General features: G+C 60.5%; 15 protein-coding genes. 11 read left to right on the forward strand and 4 right to left on the reverse strand.

The window, feature by feature from the left end:
- The first annotated feature begins 94 nt into the window (after window positions 1-94).
- The 7 genes from HMPREF1155_RS06185 (at window position 95) to HMPREF1155_RS06215 (ending at window position 11,521) form a co-directional block, all read left to right on the forward strand.
- Window positions 95-814: a CDP-alcohol phosphatidyltransferase family protein gene (locus HMPREF1155_RS06185; RefSeq protein WP_009078723.1), complete on the forward strand. Its 720-nt coding sequence runs from the start codon at window positions 95-97 to the stop codon at window positions 812-814.
- Entirely contained in the window at window positions 811-2,181 is a 1,371-nt protein-coding gene (locus HMPREF1155_RS06190; protein WP_039993451.1) for a D-alanyl-D-alanine carboxypeptidase family protein, read from the forward strand. Before HMPREF1155_RS06185 ends, HMPREF1155_RS06190 begins: the two co-directional genes overlap by 4 nt.
- A 30-nt stretch (window positions 2,182-2,211) precedes the next feature.
- On the forward strand, window positions 2,212-2,661 hold the full coding sequence (locus HMPREF1155_RS06195; RefSeq protein ID WP_009078491.1) for an FHA domain-containing protein: 450 nt from the start codon (window positions 2,212-2,214) through the stop codon (window positions 2,659-2,661).
- Between the two features lie 30 nt (window positions 2,662-2,691).
- Window positions 2,692-4,434: a thiamine pyrophosphate-dependent enzyme gene (locus tag HMPREF1155_RS06200; RefSeq protein ID WP_009078705.1), complete on the forward strand. Its 1,743-nt coding sequence runs from the start codon at window positions 2,692-2,694 to the stop codon at window positions 4,432-4,434.
- Window positions 4,431-5,030 carry an indolepyruvate oxidoreductase subunit beta gene (locus tag HMPREF1155_RS06205; protein ID WP_009078195.1) on the forward strand — a complete coding sequence of 200 codons (600 nt, stop codon included), beginning with the start codon at window positions 4,431-4,433 and terminating at the stop codon, window positions 5,028-5,030. The genes HMPREF1155_RS06200 and HMPREF1155_RS06205 overlap by 4 nt, the downstream gene beginning before the upstream one ends.
- A gap of 1 nt (window position 5,031) precedes the next feature.
- A complete protein-coding gene (gene gluQRS / locus HMPREF1155_RS06210) occupies window positions 5,032-6,072 on the forward strand; it encodes a tRNA glutamyl-Q(34) synthetase GluQRS (RefSeq protein WP_009078145.1) in 1,041 nt (346 codons plus the stop codon).
- 112 nt (window positions 6,073-6,184) lie between these two features.
- Complete coding sequence (locus tag HMPREF1155_RS06215) at window positions 6,185-11,521, forward strand: S8 family serine peptidase (RefSeq protein ID WP_009078199.1); 5,337 nt, start codon at window positions 6,185-6,187, stop codon at window positions 11,519-11,521.
- Here HMPREF1155_RS06215 and HMPREF1155_RS06220 read toward each other — a convergent pair.
- Together HMPREF1155_RS06220 and HMPREF1155_RS06225 are read right to left on the reverse strand one after the other, a co-directional pair.
- Entirely contained in the window at window positions 11,518-12,495 is a 978-nt protein-coding gene (locus HMPREF1155_RS06220) for a prenyltransferase (RefSeq protein WP_009078325.1), read from the reverse strand. The genes HMPREF1155_RS06215 and HMPREF1155_RS06220 overlap by 4 nt on opposite strands.
- Complete coding sequence (locus HMPREF1155_RS06225) at window positions 12,492-13,658, reverse strand: Mbeg1-like protein (RefSeq protein ID WP_238319131.1); 1,167 nt, start codon at window positions 13,656-13,658, stop codon at window positions 12,492-12,494. Before HMPREF1155_RS06225 ends, HMPREF1155_RS06220 begins: the two co-directional genes overlap by 4 nt.
- A gap of 91 nt (window positions 13,659-13,749) precedes the next feature.
- On the opposite strand from HMPREF1155_RS06225, the gene crcB reads away from it, so the two are divergent.
- The 3 genes from crcB to HMPREF1155_RS06240 all read left to right on the forward strand — a co-directional run bounded on the left by crcB (window position 13,750) and on the right by HMPREF1155_RS06240 (window position 17,145).
- Window positions 13,750-14,148: a fluoride efflux transporter CrcB gene (gene crcB, locus HMPREF1155_RS06230; protein ID WP_009078301.1), complete on the forward strand. Its 399-nt coding sequence runs from the start codon at window positions 13,750-13,752 to the stop codon at window positions 14,146-14,148.
- Between the two features lie 116 nt (window positions 14,149-14,264).
- Window positions 14,265-15,584 (forward strand): NCS2 family permease, encoded by a 1,320-nt coding sequence (locus HMPREF1155_RS06235; protein WP_009078486.1) that lies wholly within the window; start codon window positions 14,265-14,267, stop codon window positions 15,582-15,584.
- Between the two features lie 124 nt (window positions 15,585-15,708).
- The gene (locus HMPREF1155_RS06240; RefSeq protein ID WP_009078185.1) at window positions 15,709-17,145 is read left to right on the forward strand and encodes a uracil-xanthine permease family protein; all 1,437 of its coding nucleotides are present in this window, start codon (window positions 15,709-15,711) and stop codon (window positions 17,143-17,145) included.
- A 340-nt stretch (window positions 17,146-17,485) separates the two neighbouring features.
- Here HMPREF1155_RS06240 and HMPREF1155_RS06245 read toward each other — a convergent pair whose 3' ends face one another.
- Complete coding sequence (locus HMPREF1155_RS06245) at window positions 17,486-19,171, reverse strand: FAD-binding protein (protein ID WP_009078306.1); 1,686 nt, start codon at window positions 19,169-19,171, stop codon at window positions 17,486-17,488.
- An 81-nt stretch (window positions 19,172-19,252) separates the two neighbouring features.
- Window positions 19,253-19,885 carry a cytochrome c3 family protein gene (locus HMPREF1155_RS06250; RefSeq protein ID WP_050999274.1) on the reverse strand — a complete coding sequence of 211 codons (633 nt, stop codon included), beginning with the start codon at window positions 19,883-19,885 and terminating at the stop codon, window positions 19,253-19,255.
- A 278-nt stretch (window positions 19,886-20,163) separates the two neighbouring features.
- On the opposite strand from HMPREF1155_RS06250, the gene HMPREF1155_RS06255 reads away from it, so the two are divergent.
- A complete protein-coding gene (locus HMPREF1155_RS06255) occupies window positions 20,164-21,771 on the forward strand; it encodes a helix-turn-helix transcriptional regulator (protein WP_009078642.1) in 1,608 nt (535 codons plus the stop codon).
- The last annotated feature ends 586 nt before the right edge of the window (window positions 21,772-22,357 follow it).

Raw genomic sequence — 22,357 nt, forward strand, 5'->3', positions numbered from 1 at the left:
TCCGCGCATCGCACGGCTTCCCTTCATTTACCTGATAGAATCACAGGTTGCATGCGCCGCATGCCTTCTCGCCCGATACCTGTAAGGGAGCCTGATGCCTGCTCAGGAACAAAAGATTTCGAATCGCGTTCTTACGGTTCCGAATGTCATATCGTGCATCCGTCTCTGCTTGATTCCGGTTTTCGTAGCCGTGCTCTTCTGCGGGCATGGCGTCGTCGCCACCTTCATCTACGCCTTCGCCGCTTCGAGCGATTTCCTTGACGGATACATCGCCCGCAGGACGAATGCGGTGTCCAGGCTCGGCAAGCTTCTCGATCCCTTCGTCGATCGCATGCTGCTCGTGACGGGCGTCATCTGCCTGCTTATCCTCGGACGGCTTCCTGTGTGGATCATCGTGCTCGTCGTGGTCCGCGATCTCGTTCTGGTTGCCGGCGACGCGCATCTCGTCTATCACTACGGCCGACATGTCGACGTCATCATGCTCGGCAAGGTCGCGACCACGCTCCTCTATATCGGCTTCGCAGGCCTGATGCTGAACATTCCGCAGGTCGCAGGCATCCATCTTGTGGATGCCTCCTGGCTTCCGGGATTGAACGGCCAGGTATCCTCGTGGGGTATCTGGTTCGTGTATGCGGGCCTTGCCGTATCGCTCATCTCGTCCGTGTACTACATCTGCGCCGGGGTCGGGATCATCCGCCATACGGAGAAGGCCTCCGTCGGCACAGGGTCCGAGCGCATCGCCAATGCCGTGTTCGGTCCCAAGCCCGACGCGCAGGATTGCCCCGAAGGACCTTCGGCCGGGGGTTCGCTATGATCGCGCGTTCGTTCGGCAGCGGCCCATCGATGCGCCGCTGCGTGCTTGGCATCGTCGCCGCCCTCGTTCTTGCGATCGGCATCGCATCTCCTGCCTGGGCCGATGTGCGCCCGTCGACCGACCTTGTCCTCGGCTCCACCGAAGCGAGCCGGGGGCTTTCCATCGACAATTCCCCCGACATCGATGCCGAGGCGGCCCTTGCCGTCACCTACGACGGGCGCGAGCTCTTCGCGCGCAACGCCGATTCCGAATACAAGATCGCATCCATCACCAAGATCATGACCGCGATCGTCGCGCTCGACAACGCATCGCTCACCGACACGATCACCGTGAGCGACAAGGCGGGCACGACGATCGGTTCGTCCGCCCAGCTGCGGCCTGGCGACACGATGTCGCTCAAGACGGCGCTTCAAGGCCTGCTCGTCCCCTCGGGAAACGACGCGGCCGTCGCCATCGCCGAAACCGTGGGCGCGCGTCTCGTGACCGATGCCCAGCCCGATCCTGAAGGAGCCTTCGTCGATGCGATGAACGCCAGGGCGGCGGAGATCGGCTGCACCGACACCCTGTTCACGAATCCTCATGGGCTCGATTCCGACGGCTACGAGAGCGATGCGCATTCGACTGCGCACGACGTCGCGAAGATGACCGCGTATGCCATGCAGAACGACACGTTCCGCTCGATCGTCGGTGGGGGAGACGTCACCGTCACCGTCACGCAGAAAGACGGAACCCAGCGCGCGATCACGCTCATCTCGACCGACGAGCTCCTCGGCGTTTACGACGGCATGGTCGGCGTGAAGACCGGCACGGGCGACGTCGCCCTCAACTGCTTCGCCGGCGCCTGCGAGCGCACGGAAGACAGCATCTACACCGTCGTGCTCGGCAGTTCGACCGAAGAAGGCCGATTCGACGCCACCACATCGCTGCTCGACTGGGCCTTCGACAATATCCAGGACGTCGATCTGATCAATTCGCCGTATGCGCTCGATCGTTCGGGCGCAAACGTCCCCGTCGTCGCAGAGGTCGCCTGCACCGCCTGGCCCGATAAGACCGTGCGCGCCACCGTCGCCGATCCCGATGCGCTCACGCGCATCTTCGCGGCTTCGGGCACCATCACCCAAGACGTGTCGTACGACGAGCCGTCGGGAGCCGTGAAGTCGGGCGACAAGGTCGGCGCGATAGACTTCTTCCAAGGCTCCGAGCGCATCGCATCCGTCGACCTCATCGCCGCCGAGGACGTCGCCGCCCCGAACATCTTCGAGGGCTTCGGCATCTGGTTCGCGCGACTGGTCGCAGACCTGCAGGGACAGCCGTCCGTCGCTGCGTCGGCATGCTATAACGTTCCGACCCCTATCATGGATAGATAACCCTTTCAGGCTGTAAGGAAAGGAAGTCTCATGGCCTCAACCTGCCCCGTATGCATGGCGCCTCTGCCCGAAGGGGCGAATGCGTGTCCGACCTGCGGATTCAAGCTTCTCGGCAAGACGCAGGCCTTCAAGCCCATCGCTTCCGATGCCCAGGCGTCGGCCTCTTCTCCCATCTTCGACGAAGCCAGGCTGCGCATCGTGCGCGGCCCTCAGGTCGGCAACGTCTTTCGTCTCGCGGCCGACGTCATCACCATCGGCCGCAGCCCGCAATGCGACATCTTCCTCAACGATATGACGGTATCCCGCTCCCATGCCGAGATCAGGCGTGTGAACGGCGTGTTCCATATTGTCGACCTCGATTCCTTCAACGGACTCTGGGTCAATAACCGAAACGTTCGCGAGACCCGCCTGTACGACGGCGACGTCATCCAGATCGGCACGTTCAGCCTGGCGTTCTCCCCGATGGATCCGACGCGCTAGCTCAAGGTGCTTGCAAGGGGGAACCGAATCATGGAACTGCTTTCCGGCAACGAAGCGATAGCCCGCGGCGCGTGGGAGGCCGGCGCGCACATCGGCGTCGCGTATCCGGGCACGCCCTCCACGGAAACGATGGAGGTTTTCGCGCGGATGCCCGGCGTCTACGCCGAATGGGCCACGAACGAGAAGGTCGCCGTCGAGGTCGGCGTCGGCGCATCCGCCGCGGGCGCGCGCGTCTTGGTCACGATGAAGCACGTCGGCGTCAACGTCGCGGCCGATCCTCTGTTCACGGCGGCCTACACGGGCGTCGGCGGCGGCCTCGTCGTCCTGGCGGCCGACGATCCCGGCATGCATTCGTCCCAAGACGAGCAGGATTCGCGCTACTACGCGATGGCGGCGCACATTCCTCTGCTCGAGCCGGCGGATAGCGCCGAGGCGCGCGCCTTCACGCGCGATGCGTACGATCTGTCCGAACGGTTCGACGTGCCCTTCTTCATCCGCTCGACGGTGCGCATCTCCCATGCGAAGTGTCCGACCGACGTCGGTCCCCGCACAGACGTCGAGAAGAAGCCGTATGCGAAGGACGAGTCGAAGTGGGTCATGATGCCCGCGTTCGCGCGGCCGCGCCGCGTGAATCTGATCGAACGGGACGAAGCGCTGCGGGCCTGGGCGGACGAATGCCCGTACAACGTCGTGGAGAAACGGGACGCTCGAATCGGCATCGTCTGCGCCGGCGCCACCTATCAGCACGTGCGCGAAGCATTGCCCGACGCGTCCGTTCTGAAGCTCGGGCTTTCCTGGCCGCTTCCTGAAAAGCTCCTGCATGAGTTCGCCGCCTCGGTCGACGACGTCTACGTCATCGAAGAGGCATCCGCCTATCTCTCCGATGCGGTCAAGGCCGCAGGCATCGTGCCGTCTGCGCCGAAGCGCCCGCTTCCGCGTGCCGGCGAACTCACGCCGGGCGATATCCGCGTCGCGTTCGGCGCCGAGGTGCCGGCGCACATCGATGCGCCCGAAGGGATACCCGGACGCCCTCCGGCGCTGTGCCCCGGCTGCCCCCATCGTCCGGTCTTCCGCGAGCTGCATCGCATGCGTGCCATCGTCACGGGCGACATCGGCTGCTACACGCTCGGGGCCCTCGCGCCGCTTTCCGCGATGGATACGAGCCTGTGCATGGGGGCATCGGTTTCCATGTCGCACGGGTTCGAGCTTGCGATGGAAGGCACGAAGCATCGTCCGGTCGTCGCCGTCATCGGCGATTCGACGTTCGCCCATTCGGGACTGACATCGCTTATCTCCACCGTGTACAACCAGGGGGCAGGCACCGTCTGCATCCTCGACAACCGTACGACCGCCATGACGGGGCGCCAGGGCAATCCGGTCAACGGCGTGACGCTTCAGAACCGTCCGAGCCGAGAGCTCGACCTCATGAAGCTCATGGAAGCCATCGGCATCGAAGACCTTCAGCTCGTCGATCCCCAGGACGTCAAAGCCGTCCACGAGGCGCTCGTCCGTGCGACAAAGGCTGCCGATGCGCTCTCGGTCATCGTTTTCAAATCGCCCTGCGTGCTGCTCGAGCGCGCGCAGCGTGAGAGGTATGCCGTCAAGCCCGACTGCCGGGGATGCAAGATGTGCGTTCAGATCGGCTGCCCCTCCATCTCCTTCGACCTTTCGTCCAACGTGGCCTCGATAGATCCCGCGCTCTGCGTCGGATGCTCGCAATGCGCTCAGGTCTGCCCGTTTTCCGTGATCGTGAAAGAGAGCGAGGCCCGATGAGCGATTCAGCGAAAACCATCCTGCTCTGCGGCGTCGGCGGACAGGGCACCATTCTCGCCGCCGATCTGCTGGCGCGCGCCGCCATTGCGTCGGGAGACGACGTGAAGCTCTCGGAAATCCACGGCATGGCCCAGCGCGGCGGCGCCGTGACGACCGTCGTGCGCGTCGGACGCGCGGTCGGGACCATGGTCGCCGACATCGGCGATGCCGATTTCCTCATCTCGTTCGAGACCACCGAAGCCCTGCGCAACATCGCGTATCTCAAGCAGGACGGAATCGCCATCGTGAGCGACGAGACCATCAAACCCCTGACGGCGCTCACGGGACGCGTCCCCATGCCACGCGGCGCCCGCAAGACGCTTTCGGGTTTCGGCGCCCTCGTCACGCCCGCCGAGCTATTCGCCCGCCAGGCCGGCAGCGTCAAGAGCGTCAACGTCGTGCTTCTCGGCGTGCTTTCCACCTTCCTCGACTACGATGAGGCTGTCTGGCTCGATGTCATACGCGGCCGCGTGCCCGAGCGGTTCGTCGACATGAACCTCAAGGCGTTCTCGCTCGGAAGGTCGTTCGCGCGCGACCGCGCCGGGCAGATGGGCTGACATGCCCGTATCGCGCGGCGACACGCATCCCTCGGGCATCGTCGGGAGCGATGCTCTGGGAGGCGCCTTGACGATCGACGGCGCAAGCCGTCGGGAAAAGGGGCGGTTCGCACCGTCCCCTTCGGGGCGCATGCACATCGGCAACCTCTACAGCTTCCTCGTCGCATGGCTCGTCGCGAAATCGACCGGCGCCTCGCTCGTGCTGCGCATCGAGGATCTCGATGAGGCGCGCTGCAAGCAGTCATGGGCCGATGCGATCATGCGCGATTTCGAATGGCTCGGGCTCACCTGGGATGAAGGTCCTATCTATCAGCATGATCGCCTGGATACGTATCGCGAGGCGTTCGAGAGGCTGCGTCGTGCAGGACGTACCTACCCCTGCTTCTGCACCCGCGCCGCGTGGCATGCGGCAAGCGCTCCTCATGCAGGCGAGGGATTCGTCTATCCGGGCACCTGCCGGCTTCTCCCCGACGATGTGCGGGTTCGACGAACGTCCGAGGCGCATCGTCCGTTCGCCCAGCGTTTCTACGTCGGGGAGGGTGCGTTCTCATACGACGACGCATTCCAGGGCCTTCAGACCTTCGATATGCAGCGCGATGTGGGAGACGCCGTCGTGATGCGCTCAGACCAGGCGTTCGCGTATCAGCTCGCCGTGGTCGTCGACGATGCGGACGAGGGAATCACCCAGGTCGTACGTGGAAGCGACCTCATAAGGTCAGTGCCTGTGCAGGCGGCGCTCCAGGATGCGCTCGCCTATGCACGACCGACGTACTTCCATGCGCCGCTCCTCGTCGATGCGACGGGACGCCGTCTTTCCAAGCGCTCAGGCGACGTAGGCATGGACGCCTTGAAGGAGCGCTTCAAGTCTCCCGAGCGCCTCTGGGGAGCCATTGCCGCTGCAACAGGCCTGTTGGACGGACGATCGCCCGATTCACCCGCGCCCGTTTTCGCCGTTTCGCTCGAAGAGCTCGCCTGCGTCTGGAATGAAAAATCCTGCTGCCGCCCGTCGGCGACGATAGGCTCGGAGCTTCTCGGCCTCTGACGTTTCATTCGGGTTCTCGCGCGAAGCAGATTCTTGTCCATAAGAAGTTAACCTTATATTACAATTTCACGCTGGATTATAAGGAAGCAGGGAATACCGAGGAGAATCCAGCATGATCGATTGCGTCTCTCGACGGGCGGCCGCGATATTCATGGCCCTTGCACTCGCGGCGACTATGTGCGCCGCGCCATTAAGCGGACTCGCGCGTGCGGACGACGATCCGCATGGAATGCCGGCCGCGAAGGGAAGCGCTTCCGGCGCGCCGCACGCATGGTTCGATGCATTCTCATCCGAGCTCACGGCAAGCGCCTCCGAACCGTCGTCGACGGATTCCGTGCGCGTCATCCTCGAGTTCGCGTCATCGCAAGACGGTCTTGACGCTCAGGCTGTGCGCGATGCGGGGCTCGAAGACGTCTCCAAGGCGCTCGGGCGAACGGTCGAGGCCGAAGAGACCTACGACGCGGTGTTCATCGGATGCGCCGTCACGCTGACCTACGAAGAGGCCTTCGAGCTCGCATACGTCCCGTTGCTCGCGAACGCCTTCGTCGAGCATGAATACGCGGCTCCCGAGCCTGCTCCCGCAGAGGATGCCGTTTCCATGCAGAGCCTGCGCTCGGCCGCCGATCCCGAAGGGAACCTGACGTCGAACGGCCAGGGAAAAGGCCTTGTCGTCGCCGTCATCGACTCGGGTGCCCAGATCGATCACGAGGCGCTGCGCTTGACCGACGATTCCACGGGCCGCTTGACCGAAGCCGATATCGATCGTCTGAAATCCGAGAAGGGCCTCGGCGGGGCATACGGCAACGCGAAGGTTCCGTATGTGTACGACTATGCGGGACGCGATGCCGACGTCTTCAATCCGGGCAACAACCATGGGATGCACGTCGCAGGCATCGTTGCGGCGAACTCGGGGAAGGTCCAGGGCGTCGCCCCCGAGGCGCAGCTCGTCATCATGAAGATATTCGGCGACAACGACTCCGGCGGATCGGCGGGATACGTCAAGGCCATCGACGATGCGCTCAAGCTCGACGTCGATGCGATCAATATGAGCATCGGGCTTCCGGCAGCCGGGCAGAGCGGCAACGAACGCGGGCTCGACCGGGCTCTCGAAGCGGCGCAGGCCCAAGGCGTATCGGTCGCCGTTTCGGCGGGAAACGAATCGCGCATGGGATTGGGCGCGGTCGACGTGCCGAGCACCGATCCCGACTACGGCGTCGTGGCCTCGCCCTCCATCGCAGGCAGGGCCATCGCGGTCGCGTCGTCGGATAACGACTCCATGGTCATACGCAATGCATTGCGCCTCACGTCCGGCGACGGCGAAGTCAAGGGCGTCTACGCCTGCATGCCCAAGGGAAAGCCGGTCGCCTTCGACACCGACTACGGAATACTCGACTGCAATTTCGGATCGACCGCCGATTTCAAAGGAAAGACGTTCGGGCCGAATCAGTATGCCTTGGTCAAGCGCGGAGGAACCGAGAACGGGGTCCGTTTGACGTTCCAGGCCAAGGCAGAGAACGCCCTTGCCGCCGGAGCGGCAGGCGTCATCGTCTACGACGCCGAGAGCACGGAGCTGTTCGCGCCCGGAGTAGAGACTACGGCGATCAGCATCATCGCGGTGCCGCAGAACGTCGGGCTCGCCCTTGCGGCCGATCCTGCGGCGACGTGGCGCGTCAGCGAAGGCTATGTGAGCGCATCGCTCGATACGGCGGGAAAGCCGAGCTCGTTCTCGGCATGGGGCGTAAGCCCGGAGTTCGACCTCAAGCCCGAGATCATGGCGACGGGCGGACACGTGTTCTCGCTCGACAACAACGGCGGCTACACGGATCTCCAGGGAACGAGCATGGCGTCTCCGCAGGTTGCAGGATCGGTCGCGCTGCTGCGGGCGCATCTGTCGCACATGGGGGTCGATAAGGCGAATCTCTCGCTCACGGCCAAGAACGTGCTCATGTCGACGGCGGTTCCGACGAAAAACGCCGAGGATGTCTATTACAGCCCGCGCAAGCAAGGGGCGGGGCAGATGGATCTTTCCGCCGCCCTTGCGGCCAAGGCGTATCTTGTCGATCCACGCACGGGCGAATCCAAGATCATGCTCGGCAATCTATCGAAGGGCGAGGCGACCTTCGACATCGAGGGCCGCTCTCTCGACGGGCAGGCCCGCGAATACGACCTTGCGGTCTATGTCGGCACCGACGGTGTGGACGAGGGGCGCTTCACCTTCGAACCCAACCGCCTTTCCAGCGCGGCGGCAGGCACGCTTTCGATCGGCGAGGGAGGCACGGGCAAGGCCTCTGTCTCATTCGACGTGACCGCATCTGAGGCCGATCTGTCCGCGCAAATGCCCAACGGGTACTTCCTCGAGGGGTATGTCATAGCGACGAGCAGGGAAGACTCCTCAAAGCTCGTGATTCCATTCGTCGGGTTCCGAGGCAGCTGGGAGAAGGTGCCTCTGTTCGAGGACTTCGTCGACACCTTCACGGGCTCGAAGCATCCGCTCTACGACCGCCTGGAGACCGCCCCTTCCGATCCCACGAATAAGGATGTCGATCTGTTCACCCATTTCAAGACCGGCGTCAACGTCGAGCAGCAGGGCGGCTTCGGGCGCGTCAAGCGCGTCGTCGTCGGCGAGCTCACGCCCGAAGGGGCGACGCATCGAAGCTTCTCGAGCACGATCGCGTTCTCTCCGAACGGAGACCGCCAGGGCGACTACCTCGAGCTCTCTGCGGTGCTTCTTCGCAACTATCGCGACTTGGAGGTCGGCGTGTATGCCGATGCCGCTCTGACCGAGAAGGTGTATACGGGAAATCCGTACGAAAGGGAAGGCCGGAAGAACTTCGGAGGCATGCAAGGCTATGCCTCCATCGGCAAATACCTTAAGAGCAATCTTCTGTACTGGACCGGTATAGACGATGCGCGTTTGAACGTCGAGGATGGGACCTACTACGTCGCCCTCAAAGCGCGTCCGCTCGCAGGCGATGAATACCAGACGCTCGTGAAGCCCGTCATCGTGGACACGAAGCCTCCGATTCTGACCAAAGCGTCGGGAGGTGCGCCCGACGAGGCTCTCGTCGATGCGACGGACGACGGAAGCGGTATCAGAGATCTTGTCGCCACGGTCAAGGGCTCGGGGGCGAAGGTTCCCGTGAGCCTGCGGAATGGGTCGTACGTTCTCGATGTTCCCGCCGGCGTCGAGCCGTCCGACATCGATGTGACCGCAACCGATTGCGCCTACAATGCCACGACGCGAACCGTCTCGGAGCTTGTCGGCGCCGACGACCTCTGCTCGATCACCTACGAGATCAACGATACGACGGGCAAGGATCCGGCCATCCAGGTGGACGTGACCCTCACGAACGCAGCGGGGGAGGCGGAACTCGATCCTGCGCATCTCGTTCCCGGACGCTACACGCTGAGCGCGAAGCTCCATGGGTATTGGAAGGACGACGTCGAGCTCGACCCGACCGAAATCGAGATCGAAGTCGGGCCCGGCAAGAAGACCGAGCATGTTGTCTTCAACCTCAGGAAGTCCACGACGGTCACCTACGTGATCGTCGATTACGCCCTGAACGAAGCGGCGCATGCGAAGGCGGGCATCGGTCCGTACGACAAGATCACCGACAAGAACGTCCACCTCATCGACGAGCTCGGCACGCCTGAGAACCCCATCCTGAACGTCGGCAACCTCAAGGGGCTCGAAGACCTTCCCGCGCTTACGTCGCTTCACCTGAAAGACGGCATGCTCTACAGCACCTCGCTTCTGCCGAAGCTCTCGCATCTCGAGAAGCTCGGACTCGTCAACAAGAAGCTGGATTCGGCATCGTTCGCGAAGAGCCTTCGGAACCTCAAAGAGCTCGACCTGACCGATAACGACATCGCCCGGATATCCGCCGACGATTTCGCGAGCAAGGCGGACGGGAAGGCGTCCGTCGCCGATCTTGTGCTCGACGGCAACCGCATCGAAGACGTAAGCGTCCTTGCTTCGTCGGACATAGGCCGCATCAGCGCCTTGCATCAGCGGATCGCGAAGACGACCGACCAGACGAGCATCGCAATTCCCTTGACCAGCCTTGACGGCTCCCAAGCACGCATCGTTGCAACCGACGATCTTGCGGTCGAGGGAAACGTCGTCACGATCACGCATCCGCAGAAGAACACGACGTACGAAACCTCCTTCGATTCGGCCGACGGCGTGCTGTCGGGCACGCTGCGCATAACGTTCGAAGGGGAAAACGTCGGTCCTCAGCCTCCCGATCAGCCAGGCGTCGCATTCGAGGACGCGATCGTCGCGCGTGCGGTCGCAGAGGCGCTCCATCTTCCGGAAGGTTCCTCGATTCCCGAGTCCCGGCTTCAGGAGGTCACGGCCCTCGGATCCAAGGACGAGCCTTTGACGGGCATCGCGACGCTTTCGGACCTCGCGAAGCTTCCGAATCTCTGCTCGATCTCCATGGCCGAACTTCCGGAAAACCTCGAGCTCGCGCCCTTGGGCGAGGCACCCTTGCTGAACAACGTAGGCATAGAGCGGACGCCTGGATTCGATCCCGCGCGCCTTCCTGCTATGCCGGGGCTCAAGACGCTTCGGCTCACGCATGACGGCATCGCGGACATCTCGTCGCTTGCGCGCTTCACGAAGCTCGATACGCTCGACCTGACGGATAACGCCATCGAATCCATCGAGGCGCTCGCGTCCATGCCCGAGCTGTCGAAGGCCTTCCTCGGCGGCAACCGCATCGCGGATATATCGCCGCTTTCCGAAAACGATACGCTCACGAGCTGCTATCTGACCGGCAATCGGGTGAAGGACTTCTCGCCCCTCGGGCGCGCCATCGCGGCAAGCGGGAGCTACACCATCAATGCGCTCATGCAGCAGTCGGAGGCCTACGTCGAGGGAGATTCCTTCGAAAGCCCTCTGAAGGACAAGGACGGAAAGCCCCTGGTGCTTTCTTCGAGCGCGCTTGTGCGCAACGAAGACGGCACCTACTCGTGGCCGGGATCCCAGGACGGCGACGAGCTCGCCATCCCGTTCGCCACGGACGATTTCAGGTTCAACGGGACGTTGACGCTGCACCGAGGCACCGCTCCGACGCCGCCCGATCCCGAGCCGGATCCAGGCCCGGGGCCTGAACCTGGACCTGATCCCGACCCGGAGCCGTCCCCCGATCCCACGCCGGATCCGACGCCTTCGCCGGGCGAAGGCGTACAGCCCGAAGGCCAGGGACAGGATGCTTCCGACGACGCGCGGCAGGCGGATGCAACGCAGGAGCCGGGTGCCGGATCCTGCGGTTTCGCGCGCGAAAACGCAGGAGCCCTGCATTCCGAATCTTCGCAGAGGATTCCGTCGACAGGCGACGGCACCCAGGCACTGACGGCCGCAGGCGCGGCAATGTTCCTGTCCTCAAGCGTCCTTCTTGCCGCGGCGGCGCGCCGTGCGCGCGGGCGGCGGAGCAGGTTCTAGAACCAGCCGATCGAAAAGACGCTCGGCATCAGCAACGTTACGATGTAGCCGAGGCCGAGCGTCACGTTCAGGTTCAGGATCTGGGGCATGGCAGCATCCCGCGTTCGTGCGATGAGGGGATTCACCCCGATCGCGCGAAACGTCGGATAGGCGATGAGCAGTGTTGCGGGAATGGTGATGAGCCCAGCCGCGAGTGCGTCTGCGAAATCGTATCCAGATGCTCGGGCGTGAGCGAATGAAAGGATGATGAGGCAGGAGACCCAAAGCGCAAGAAGCGCATGGTATGCCTTGACCGCACGCTGCCGACCGAGCACGACCGGAAGCGTGCGTCGATGAGCGTCGATATCCTTCTCGATATCGCAGGTATTGTTCGTCATCATGATGAGCCCGATGCCTATGATGCAAGGCAGCGCATAGAGCAGCACGCTCGAATCAAGCGTGCCGGACAGGACATAGACGCAGGCGAGCGTGATGAGCCCACCCATGACGAAGCCGCTGACCGCCTCGCCTACGGGATAGTAGGAGAGAGGCGTCTTTCCCGCCGAATACGCAGCGACGAAGAAGGCGCCGACGAGCGCGATGGCGAAAGGCACGGCGCCGGCGATGGCGATTATGTATATGCCGAGCGCGAATGCCGCGGCAAGCAGGCCGACCGCGAAGGCGAGGCCGCTTTTCGGGTCGATGTTGTAATGGACGAAGATCGCGTCGGATGCGTCGTCGGAGGAGTTCTCCACCGTATCGGCGCCCTTGATGTAGTCGTAATAGTCGTTGAACGTGTTGACGGACGCTTGCATGAGCACGCAGATCGCGAGCAGAACGTTGACGGTGATAACGTCTATGTGCGCGGTCGGGCCGGCGCAGAGGGCCACGGCGAGCAACACGGGAATGATCGCGGCAGGCCAGGTATGAGGCGCCGCTTCCTGCCACATGAGCTTCGGCGTGAACGGCTCGAAACGTGCGTCGCTCTGTCTCATCGGTTCCTTCTTTCTTCGGCCTGAGCCTCAAGGGCCGCCTTCGAGCTTCCGGCGAACGACCGCATGCGTTTTCGGGCGACGTCTCCTATGGCATCGCCGAGCGACTGCATGGTCTTCTGGAGCGCATCGCGGGTCGATGCGTCTATTCCGGATCCGTCCTTGATGGCTGCGGCCGCATTCGCACGGAAATCCGCGACGATATCGCCCCATGAATCAGCATCATTCGAGGTCAAAAGGCCGAAAATGGTATTGATGAACAACGCGCGCTGTTCGATCGTGCATTTCGAGAGCCATGAGTCCAGCGTTTCGTTGATAACGAGCGAACCCTGGTTGAGACCTTCCTGATAGATGAAGTCGGTGCCTTTGACGCACCAGCTCAGCGGGTTATGCTGGAATACCCCGGTCGCGTTCGATTCGACGACGCGGTACGCGCGTCCTTCCTCCATGATCATGCCGAAGATAGACGAGGCCGGAACGGTCTTCTGCATGCGCGCGCGGAATCCTTCGGTGCCGAAACGAGGGGAGGGAGGGCTCAGGAAGCTCGGCCCGTCGTGGTCGAATGCGGCGACGACACGGTCGTAGACCCAGTCGTTGCAGCAGGCGAGCGCGTATTCGGCAAGGTTTCCACCCTTTGAATGACCGCCGATGTACAGCTGCGCATCAGGCGCGATTTCGCAGGCGACCGCATTGAGGAAGTGCGTGGCGGAAAGCTGGGAGGGAATGACGTCCTGGAAGCACAGGTTGAAATCCTCCTTCCACCCGGTAAGCGTGCCATCGGTACCGCGATAGGCAACGTATGCGCAGTTCGAGAATTCGAAGAGGCATGCGCAGAACTGCTTTTCGATGACGGGCGAATCTTCCTTCTTGAAGAAGCGCACGGTCGCGTCGGCGTAGCGATGGCTGCGCATGACGGCCTCGACGAATGCAGGCATGAGACCGTCTTCCTTGAGCCAGGCGAGGCGGATGATGCGTTCCTGGGGAATGAACCGCATAAGATCGATGAGCGGAATGCGCTCGGCGGCCGACGCGTCGCCGTAAGGATATTCGTCGAATTCGAGGTACGACAGCGTCGAGAGCACGAGGCTGTCGACGGGGGAGAAGGGAACGGCATCGAAGCCTTCCTGATGCGTCTTCAGGAAATCAACGATCGTGTCCTTCGCCATGCGGATCACCCCTTCGTCTGCGGCATACTGAGCTATCTTATAACTTTGCACGGAAAAGAGCGTGTGCAGGCGTTCGAAAGGATTCCATGATATGGGATTGAACGTGATCTTGGTGGCGGTTGGAGGAGGCATCGGCGCGGCATGCCGCTACCTGATGGGCGTCGCCGTCGGGTCGAACGAGGCATTGATGCAGACGATCGGGCCTTTCCCTCTTTCGACGTTTATCGTCAACGTCCTGGGCGGATTCGTCATCGGTATCCTGTCCGCGCTGCTGTCCAGCCAAGCCGCCGATTCGGCTCGTCTGTTCGCCATCACGGGATTCACCGGAGGCTTCACGACGTTTTCGACCTTCGGGCTCGAAACGCTTTCGCTCATGGACAGAGGGGCATGGGGGATGGCTGGTGCGAGCGTAGCGGGAAACCTCGTCTTCTGTTGTATCGCCGTCGCCGCAGGCCGCTTGCTCGGTCAAGCGCTCGTTGGAGCGAAATAGCGAAGGACGATGAACGCTGCGTGAACAGAATCTCCTGACGTACGGCGCCCGTTGCCATTCTGTTAGAATTCCGAAGCTGTAATGAAATCCACGAGGGGATAGAGGAGGTCGTATCAGTGGATACGTTCTTCAAGGTCTCGCAGCGCGGCAGCACCGTCGCGAACGAGGTCGTCGGCGGTCTGACGACGTTTCTTGCGATGGCTTACATCATCGCCGTCAACCCGGCGATTCTTTCGGATGCCGGCGTGCCGTTCGACGCAGCGCTGACCGCGACCTGCTTCGGCGCGGCCATCATGACGATCGCGATGGGTCTGATCGCCAATAAGCCGCTCGCGCTCGCATCGGGCATGGGCATCAACGCCATCGTCGCGTACACGCTCTGCCTCGGCGCTCCCGCCGTCGACTGGCGCGTCGCCATGGCCGTCGTCCTGCTTGAAGGCATCGTCATCCTCGTGCTCGTTCTGTGCGGCCTGCGCAAGGCGATCATGGACGCCATCCCGGTGAATCTCCGTCGCGCCATCGGCATCGGCATCGGCCTGTTCATCGCCTTCATTGGCTTGAAGGGTTCGGGGCTCGTCGTTCCGAACGACTCTACGATCCTCGCATTCGGCGATGTCACGACGCCGGCGTCCATCGTCGCCATCATCTCCATCGCCGTCGCCGTCGTCCTGCAGACGCGCCACGTCAAAGGAGCGCTGCTCATCTCGATCATCGTCGCGACGATCGTCGGCATCCCCCTGGGCGTCTCTCCCATGCCGAGCGCATGGAACTTCGGCGTCGACTTCAGCGCCTTCGCCGCGCCGTTCCAGACCGACCCGGCAACCGGCACGATGGCCATCATCGAGGTCTTCATGCAGCCCCTGCTGCTCTTGTTCGTCTTCTCGCTGCTCATGAGCGACTTCTTCGACACCATGGGCACCGTCGTGGCCGTCGGCCAGCAGGGCGACTTCGTCGATGAGAACGGAGACGTCGAAGACATCCAGAGCATCCTCGTCGTCGACTCCGCCGCAGCCGCCGTGGGCGGCATCATGGGCGCGAGCTCCATCACCACGTTCGTCGAATCCGCATCGGGTGCCGCCGCAGGCGCGAGGACCGGCCTGTCCAACATGGTCATCGGCATCGCGTTCGTCGTCTTCGCGTTTCTCTCGCCGATCGTCGGCATGGTATCCAGCTCGGCCACCTGCGGCGCCCTCGTGGTCGTCGGCTATCTGATGATGTCGGATATCGGGCTCATCGAATGGGACAAGATCGAATTCGCGTTCCCGGCCTTCGCCACGATCATCGGCATCCCGCTGACGTATTCGATCACAAACGGCATCGGCTTCGGCTTCATATCCTATGTGGTCATCATGATCTTCCAAGGACGCATAAAAGAGATATCGCCGCTTATGTGGGTGGCGACCATCGCATTCGCCGTCATGTTCGTGCTGATGTAGAGGTGCTGATGAGGTAACGAAAACAGGTTCCCGGAAATCGAGAACCTGTTTTTTTATGCGAAGGATTCATTCATATCGGTGTATAAGGGCGGGTTTCCCGCATGAGAGAAAGGTATGTGCACGCATGGATCAAAAGACCGTTCCGACGATGGGCGCCCAGGATAGCCCCGACGCGGTATACGATGCCCGCACGTTGGGAACGCCGAAGATGCTCGTCTTCGGTCTGCAGCATATGTTCGCGATGTTCGGCGCCACCATTCTAGTGCCGACCCTGACCGGGCTTTCCGTATCCGCGACGCTCCTGTTCGCAGGATTGGGCACGCTGCTGTTCCATCTTATTTCCAAGGGGAAGGTTCCGGCGTTTCTCGGCTCGTCCTTCGCGTTCATCGCGGGATATGCCGCAATAGCGCCGATGCTGCCCGATGAAGCAGGCAATCTTGCCGTTGCGAACGTCGAGCTGCTTCCGTACGCCTGCCTAGGCGTCGCCTGCGCAGGCCTTCTGTATCTCGTGCTTTCGGCGCTGTTCAAGGCATTCGGCGCCGCACGCGTCATGCGCTTCTTCCCGCCGGTCGTCACCGGGCCCATCGTCATCGCGATCGGCCTGACGCTGGCAAGCTCGGCCATCCAGAACGCTTCGACGAACTGGTTCATCGCCATCGTGGCGATCGTCACCATCATCGTGTGCAACATCTGGGGCAAAGGCATGGTGAAGATCATTCCGATCCTCCTGGGCGTTATCGTATCGTATCTCGTCGCCGCTGCGATGGGGGAGGTGGACTTCTCGCGCGTTGCCGACGCTTCATGGGTCGGCCTTCCCGTGCTCTGGCACAACACGGTCTTCTCCCTCTTCGGCGACGGCTTCAACGCCGGAATCGCGATTACCGCCATCATCACCATCATGCCGCTCGCGTTCGCGACTATGATCGAGCATATCGGCGACATTTCTGCCATCAGCTCCACCTGCAACCGCAATTACATCGCCGAGCCCGGCCTGCATCGCACGCTCTTAGGAGACGGCCTCGCAACCATTCTGGCCTCGCTGTTCGGTGCCCCGGCGAACACCACCTATGGAGAGAATACCGGGGTGCTGGCGCTCACCAGGGTCTTCGACCCACGCGTCATCCGTCTGGCGGCCGTGTTCGCGATCATCTTCTCGTTCTGCCCGAAGTTCTCCGCGATCATCGAGATCATGCCCGCATGCGTCATCGGCGGCGTGTCGCTGATCCTCTACGGCATGATCTCTGCGGTCGGCATCCGTAACCTCGTCGAGAACCATGTCGATTTCACCAAGAGCCGCAACATCGTCATCACGGCGCTCATCATCGTGCTGTCCATCGGCATTGCCTACAGCGCAGCGGGCGCGATCGTCATCCCGGTCGGATCCATCACGATTTCCCTGTCCGGCTTGGCGATCGGATCGCTCGTCGGCATCATCATGAACATCGTTCTGCCGGGGCATGAAACCGTGAAGGCGTTCGACGGCACCGAGGCGCCTGGCGACGGCAAGGAATCCGCTGAGGCGGACAACCTGCCGCTCGAGGGTCCCGATCCGATCGACTAGGAATCTCCCCGAAAAGGGAAGCCTGCATTTCAAGCCGTGCGGCGTTGCATGACGTGCTGATAGCCGCACGGCCGTAAATTGAATTCTCATAGGTAAAATTCATCATCTATGAGAATTCAATTTACGCGTTTCTCGGTCCATAATGTGCAACATATGCGCGGGGCGAAGATGTCCCCGCAGCGACAAGGCCAAGATTCTAAACGAGACTCCTGTACAATTCGAGCCTACTTTTGGCAAAAAAGACGACGGAGGCGGCGCACTTGCGCCGCCTCCGTCGTCGGAAAGAATAAAGTCATGCGAAGCTCAAGGAAGCGAAAGAGGGCGAGCCTCGCTGCCTAGATTATTTCGTGTCCCAAGCTTTGTTCGCCGACGCTGAGCGCGCGGCAATACGGCCCCAAACCATGTTCTCGGCGTTGTTGCCGCCTGAGATGCCGTACGTGTGGCTTGCCATATTGCCGAAGCAACCGGCCGCATACAGGCGGCCAATGGGCTTGTCATCCATGTCGAGCACCTGCGCATTGACATCCTTCTTCGGGCCACCCAGGGTGGAGCAGCCGCCGGGATATAGTGGGTAAGCGTAGAATGGCGCCGTAGACACGGGAGCAAGCGTTGCAGAATCACGATCGAAATCGGGGTCAGCACCTGCTGTGCAGTAGCCATTATACTTCTCGATGGTTGCCTTCACGGCCTCGACATCGGGAGCGTTGTCGACTTCGGCCATCTTTTTCACCAGCTCATCGATGGTGTCGGCCTTCAGGATCCAGTCCTTTTGAATCTCGATCGAATTGTCCTGACTCCAGCCGGGATATTGACCGCATTCTTCAGGGATGTCGCTCAAGGTCATGCCAATAGTCGTAGAACCGCCCGGCGTATTCAGCGCGCCGCCTGCAGTCGCCCCAAGTGGACCGGCGTCAATAACGTTCTGGTCGAGGATAACCCACGTAGGAATGCGTTCGAAGTCGGCAAGTGTCGCATCGTTGAACTTATCGAACTCATGCCAACCAACATGCGGGCTCAAGAACGTCGACTCAGCGATCCAGCGATTGCCCAAACGGTCGAGCATTACGTAGTTGTTCGCCTGCGGCATCAACGTGAATGCATACTTCCACTCGAAGTCCTTGAACCAGGCGTTATACGAGCCGATGACGTTGTTCATGTGCCACAGCTGGGCACCTACATCCTGAACCATTTTGATGCCATCACCCGTGTTGAACGGCCAGCCGTAGAAACCGTTCATCGGATAGCACTTGCAGTACGTGTTCTTCAACTCGTCATTGAACTCAAAGCCGCCGATTGTCATGATAACGCCCTTGCGCGCCTTAATCGCATATTGATTGCCATCGTCGCCGATGTAGGTGTAGGCGCCAACGATTTCCTTGGTATCGGGATTTTGGATCAGCGTTTCATCATGACAACTGAATTTCACTTCAATGCCCAAGTCGGTGCGAGCCTGGTCGAGCGTATGCCAACCCTCGTTTCCGCCCTTGGTGGCATCGCCGAACGAGCACACATGCATGGCCTTCGCGCCATCAATCCACGGATATTCGCAGCTTGACGCTCCACCAGAGGCGTTCGTGCCCTTCTTCTTCTCGGTTTTCACTCCCCAACGGTCGCAATAGTCCATGTTGTTGTAGCATTCCTCGGCCCACGCACGAGCAATATCTTCGGGTGTATGACCCTTAGTGAAGCCCGTAATGTATTTCACAGCCTCATCAACGTCATCAATCCAGGTGTATTCGCCCATGTTGATGGAGCTGTTTCCGCCGCCGCGCGTCGGAGCCTTCTCGAGGACCAAAACGTCGGAATTACCCTCGTCTTTCGCGGTAACCGCAGCCCACAGGCCGGCACCGCCATAGCCGATGACTAAAACGTCGGTTTCGAAGTCCCATTTAGAGGGCATCCAGTCGGCTTTGTTCCCTGAAGAACCGCAACCAGCAAGGCCGGTTACGGCTGCCGCGCCGATTGCGGCAAGGCCCGCGCCCTTAAAGAAATTGCGACGAGAAAGACCCATTTCATTCTCTTCCATTGCGTTCTCCTTTCAATTTCGTGCACCCGCGGTGCGCTTTTGCTTCAACCTTGGCACACGCCAAGGTTGAATCTCACGCTTTTAGCTGTGCTGGTGGCACGTGTAGCACTCGAACACGTCGGCATGATGGCAGCTTGTGCAGTACGCCTTTGCATCCCCGTCGAGGTCGGTTTGCTTGGAATGCATAGCGTGACAGTTCGTGCACGTAATTGCCTCATGCGTTTCGGTCGCAGGCAAATCGTGCGGGTTCACCGTCTTGCCGTTCGAATCAGTAAGCGCGGTCACCGATGCGGTTTTCTGTGCCAGCTCACTCTTGTCGTGGCAGCTGAGGCACACCTCGCTCGATACCTCGGTCTGCTTCAGGCGCGTAGGCTGGCGATCGTTGTAACTCACACCGTTATGCAACTTTGCGAGCTTCTCAGTATCAGTATGACAATCGCTGCACGACAGCGACGTGTGCTTCGACGCCGTGCACGATGCGTCTGACTCGGAAGACGCCTCGTTTGCATGGCACGTGGTGCAATCGGTGGCAGGCGACCAATCGGTTAACGTGATGCTTTCTTTCGCCTTTGAATCGTCCGATTTGCCAGACGAATCGCTCGATGTTGTTGGTTGGCAACCGTATAAAGCAAGCGCGAGCAGCGACACCGCAGCCATTGCCGCACATGCCTCACAAACCTTGCTTTTGCATTCATCTCGAATCGAAATGTCCATCTTTCCCCCTTCCTTGCTTTCGTTCGAATACGATGCGCACCGTACGCCACAAGCCCCAACAGCGAATCCCCCGTACTAAATGAATTGCGTTTGCCCTGTTCGCGAATCATCTGTAACGGAGTATTTGTAAAAGGCGGCAAACGCGGCACCAAGAACCTGATACGTTATTGATGGGAGATGATCCTTCGAATGATCGTGCTCGAGAAAGAGAGGCTCGCGAAGGGGAGAGCGAGCGTGCCGTGGGCGACACGTATTCGGCGGGTCGTAAGGAGGGGCCGATGAATCTTTGCGGGAAAAGCCGCGCAGATCGCGCACTAGATAAGTCGACTGTGCAAAGCGCGATTGGCTGCGCGTTGCAAGTGTCGTGGGTGCCGGCGCTTATTTACACTCAAAATGTCGAATGGTCTGGGCTGCCACTCAAAAGCGCGCTGCCCATAGCTTTTTATTTCACGGGAATCATCGCGTCGGCCTTGTGCGTTAGGATTGGCATGACGGCGACGCTGAAATCCGACACCAGCCATACGTTGGACATTGGTGCAATTGCCACGTACCTTTTCGGCACAGCCGTACTGCTCGCTTCGAACAATGGACTTTCGCTGGCATGCATAGGGCTTACGCTTGTCGGTTGCTCTAGCGGCATCGCCGTTCTTCAATGGGAACGCTGCCTTGCATGCCTTCCGCGGCACGATACCACATGTGTTGCTATATGCTCCGCGGGAATCGCGAGCACAGCGATTTACGCGCTAGCAGTTCTGCCCTCCGCTGGCGCCCTCGTCGCCTCTGCATGCTTCGTAGTTGCGTCGATGCTTATAAGGCCCCGTCTCGAATACCCGAAAAAGGCGCCGTCAGCCCTCGACTCGAAGCTTTTGCACATTCGTATGAAATCGTTCGACCTGAGAATGGGAACCGCTATGTTTCTGCTGGGCACCGCTTCTGCAATTCCCATTGCGCTGTTCGTTTCAAGTGACTCGTCATTTATCGGAAACTCGGCAGAAATAGCACGCATGATAGCCTCGTGGACGCCACTTGCGTTCGCTTTCTTCGTCGCAATCATCGTCGCAGGCTGGATTCCCAATCGCGAGTCCGATGCTTTCACGTCGCTGCGGGCGCTTTTCGCCACAGCGCTTATAAGTTTCTTCCCCCTGTCCCCAGGAAGCGAACTCAATATGTGGCTTGTGCTTGTTTTCAGCATGGTTTGGGTCGTTTCGCTGGCCGGAATATCGATGCTCGTATCGTGCGAAGTTGATCGCGAATACGCCGAGTGCGGCAGCTTTTCCGTGGGAAGAAGCACCATTTCTATATGCATCGGCGCATTGGCGGGTTTGATGATTGTCGCTTTTATCAAGTTTTCGATACCGCAGTTCTCGGAAGTCGTGGAACGAAACAGCAGCGGCACCATGCTCGTTTGCAGCCTAAGCATGATATGCGTCATGGTGCTGTTCGTTGCCACAAACGTTCTTGCCACCAAAGGAATGCTGCACGAGGTCGCACTGTTCGGTAGAGGGAAGCTTGCATTCCACGTTCCTGAAGAAACCATCGTGCACGCTGGAAAGCAAGATGCAGCCGACAACAGCGAAAAGAGGTTCCAAACCGCCGAACGGATGCAGCTACATCAAGGTTCCATACGATCTACCGAGGAATCGATACAGCAGCCTCCGGTCGTCACGTGCTGCAAGAATATTGCCTTTGAATACGGTCTTACGCCACGCGAACTCGAAGTACTCATTATCTTGGCGCAGGGCAACACGCTCGTACGTGTGCAGGAAGAACTGGTGATTTCCGAAGGTACAGCAATTACTCACAGACGCAACATCTACCGAAAACTCGACATACATAGCAAACAAGAGCTCATTGATTTTGTGAGAATAGGCGGCCCTAGCTGCTAGCAACGATACTTGCCTCCGGAAGAGACGATCGCATGTGTCAAAATTGCCGGTCCTCATAAACGCAAGGAAGACCGTCCGGTTGCACCTCTACAGATTCTACGAGAAGAAATGGGCGCAAGACCTAGCGAAGACACACGCAGGAGCGACGCCCGCAGCGGCATCGACTCGATACGATCTTGTTCGGAGTGCGCAGCCTCTTTCTGCGACCCCAGGCAAAGCCGGCAGAAGGCCCATGCAAAGCACTGCTACGAAAAGCTGTGTAAAATTCTGTCGAAAGGAGGGGCGAACTTCAATGCGCTGGGCTCCGGTCGAACCCGCGAACCGGGTGTTCCCGCCAAGCCTGCTCGGCGCGTACATACGCTACTTTACATAAGATATATTATCAATATTTTATATCGAATGTCCTGAAAAGAATGACACGAACGATCCCTCATGAAACGTCGCCGGCTTCGATTCTACGCTTCGATCGTCGTGTCTTCTTGTTTGAAACATGAGTGCACGAATGCGCGTGTGCCAAGCGTACGCAATGCTACATGTGTCGAACCATATGTGCCGACCCGTCGTTTCACGACAATGTGCATGGATG

It is taken from the genome of Slackia sp. CM382 (genome assembly GCF_000293015.1).
GTDB lineage: Bacteria > Actinomycetota > Coriobacteriia > Coriobacteriales > Eggerthellaceae > Slackia > Slackia exigua.

Coding starts and splice junctions, on each gene's coding strand:
- HMPREF1155_RS06185 (WP_009078723.1), top strand. CDS start 95: ATGCCTGCTCAGGAACAAAAGATTTCGAATCGCGTTCTTACGGTTCCG.
- HMPREF1155_RS06190 (WP_039993451.1), top strand. CDS start 811: ATGATCGCGCGTTCGTTCGGCAGCGGCCCATCGATGCGCCGCTGCGTG.
- HMPREF1155_RS06195 (WP_009078491.1), top strand. CDS start 2,212: ATGGCCTCAACCTGCCCCGTATGCATGGCGCCTCTGCCCGAAGGGGCG.
- HMPREF1155_RS06200 (WP_009078705.1), top strand. CDS start 2,692: ATGGAACTGCTTTCCGGCAACGAAGCGATAGCCCGCGGCGCGTGGGAG.
- HMPREF1155_RS06205 (WP_009078195.1), top strand. CDS start 4,431: ATGAGCGATTCAGCGAAAACCATCCTGCTCTGCGGCGTCGGCGGACAG.
- gluQRS (WP_009078145.1), top strand. CDS start 5,032: ATGCCCGTATCGCGCGGCGACACGCATCCCTCGGGCATCGTCGGGAGC.
- HMPREF1155_RS06215 (WP_009078199.1), top strand. CDS start 6,185: ATGATCGATTGCGTCTCTCGACGGGCGGCCGCGATATTCATGGCCCTT.
- HMPREF1155_RS06220 (WP_009078325.1), bottom strand. CDS start 12,495: ATGAGACAGAGCGACGCACGTTTCGAGCCGTTCACGCCGAAGCTCATG.
- HMPREF1155_RS06225 (WP_238319131.1), bottom strand. CDS start 13,658: ATGGCGAAGGACACGATCGTTGATTTCCTGAAGACGCATCAGGAAGGC.
- crcB (WP_009078301.1), top strand. CDS start 13,750: ATGGGATTGAACGTGATCTTGGTGGCGGTTGGAGGAGGCATCGGCGCG.
- HMPREF1155_RS06240 (WP_009078185.1), top strand. CDS start 15,709: ATGGATCAAAAGACCGTTCCGACGATGGGCGCCCAGGATAGCCCCGAC.
- HMPREF1155_RS06245 (WP_009078306.1), bottom strand. CDS start 19,171: ATGGAAGAGAATGAAATGGGTCTTTCTCGTCGCAATTTCTTTAAGGGC.
- HMPREF1155_RS06250 (WP_050999274.1), bottom strand. CDS start 19,885: ATGGACATTTCGATTCGAGATGAATGCAAAAGCAAGGTTTGTGAGGCA.
- HMPREF1155_RS06255 (WP_009078642.1), top strand. CDS start 20,164: ATGAATCTTTGCGGGAAAAGCCGCGCAGATCGCGCACTAGATAAGTCG.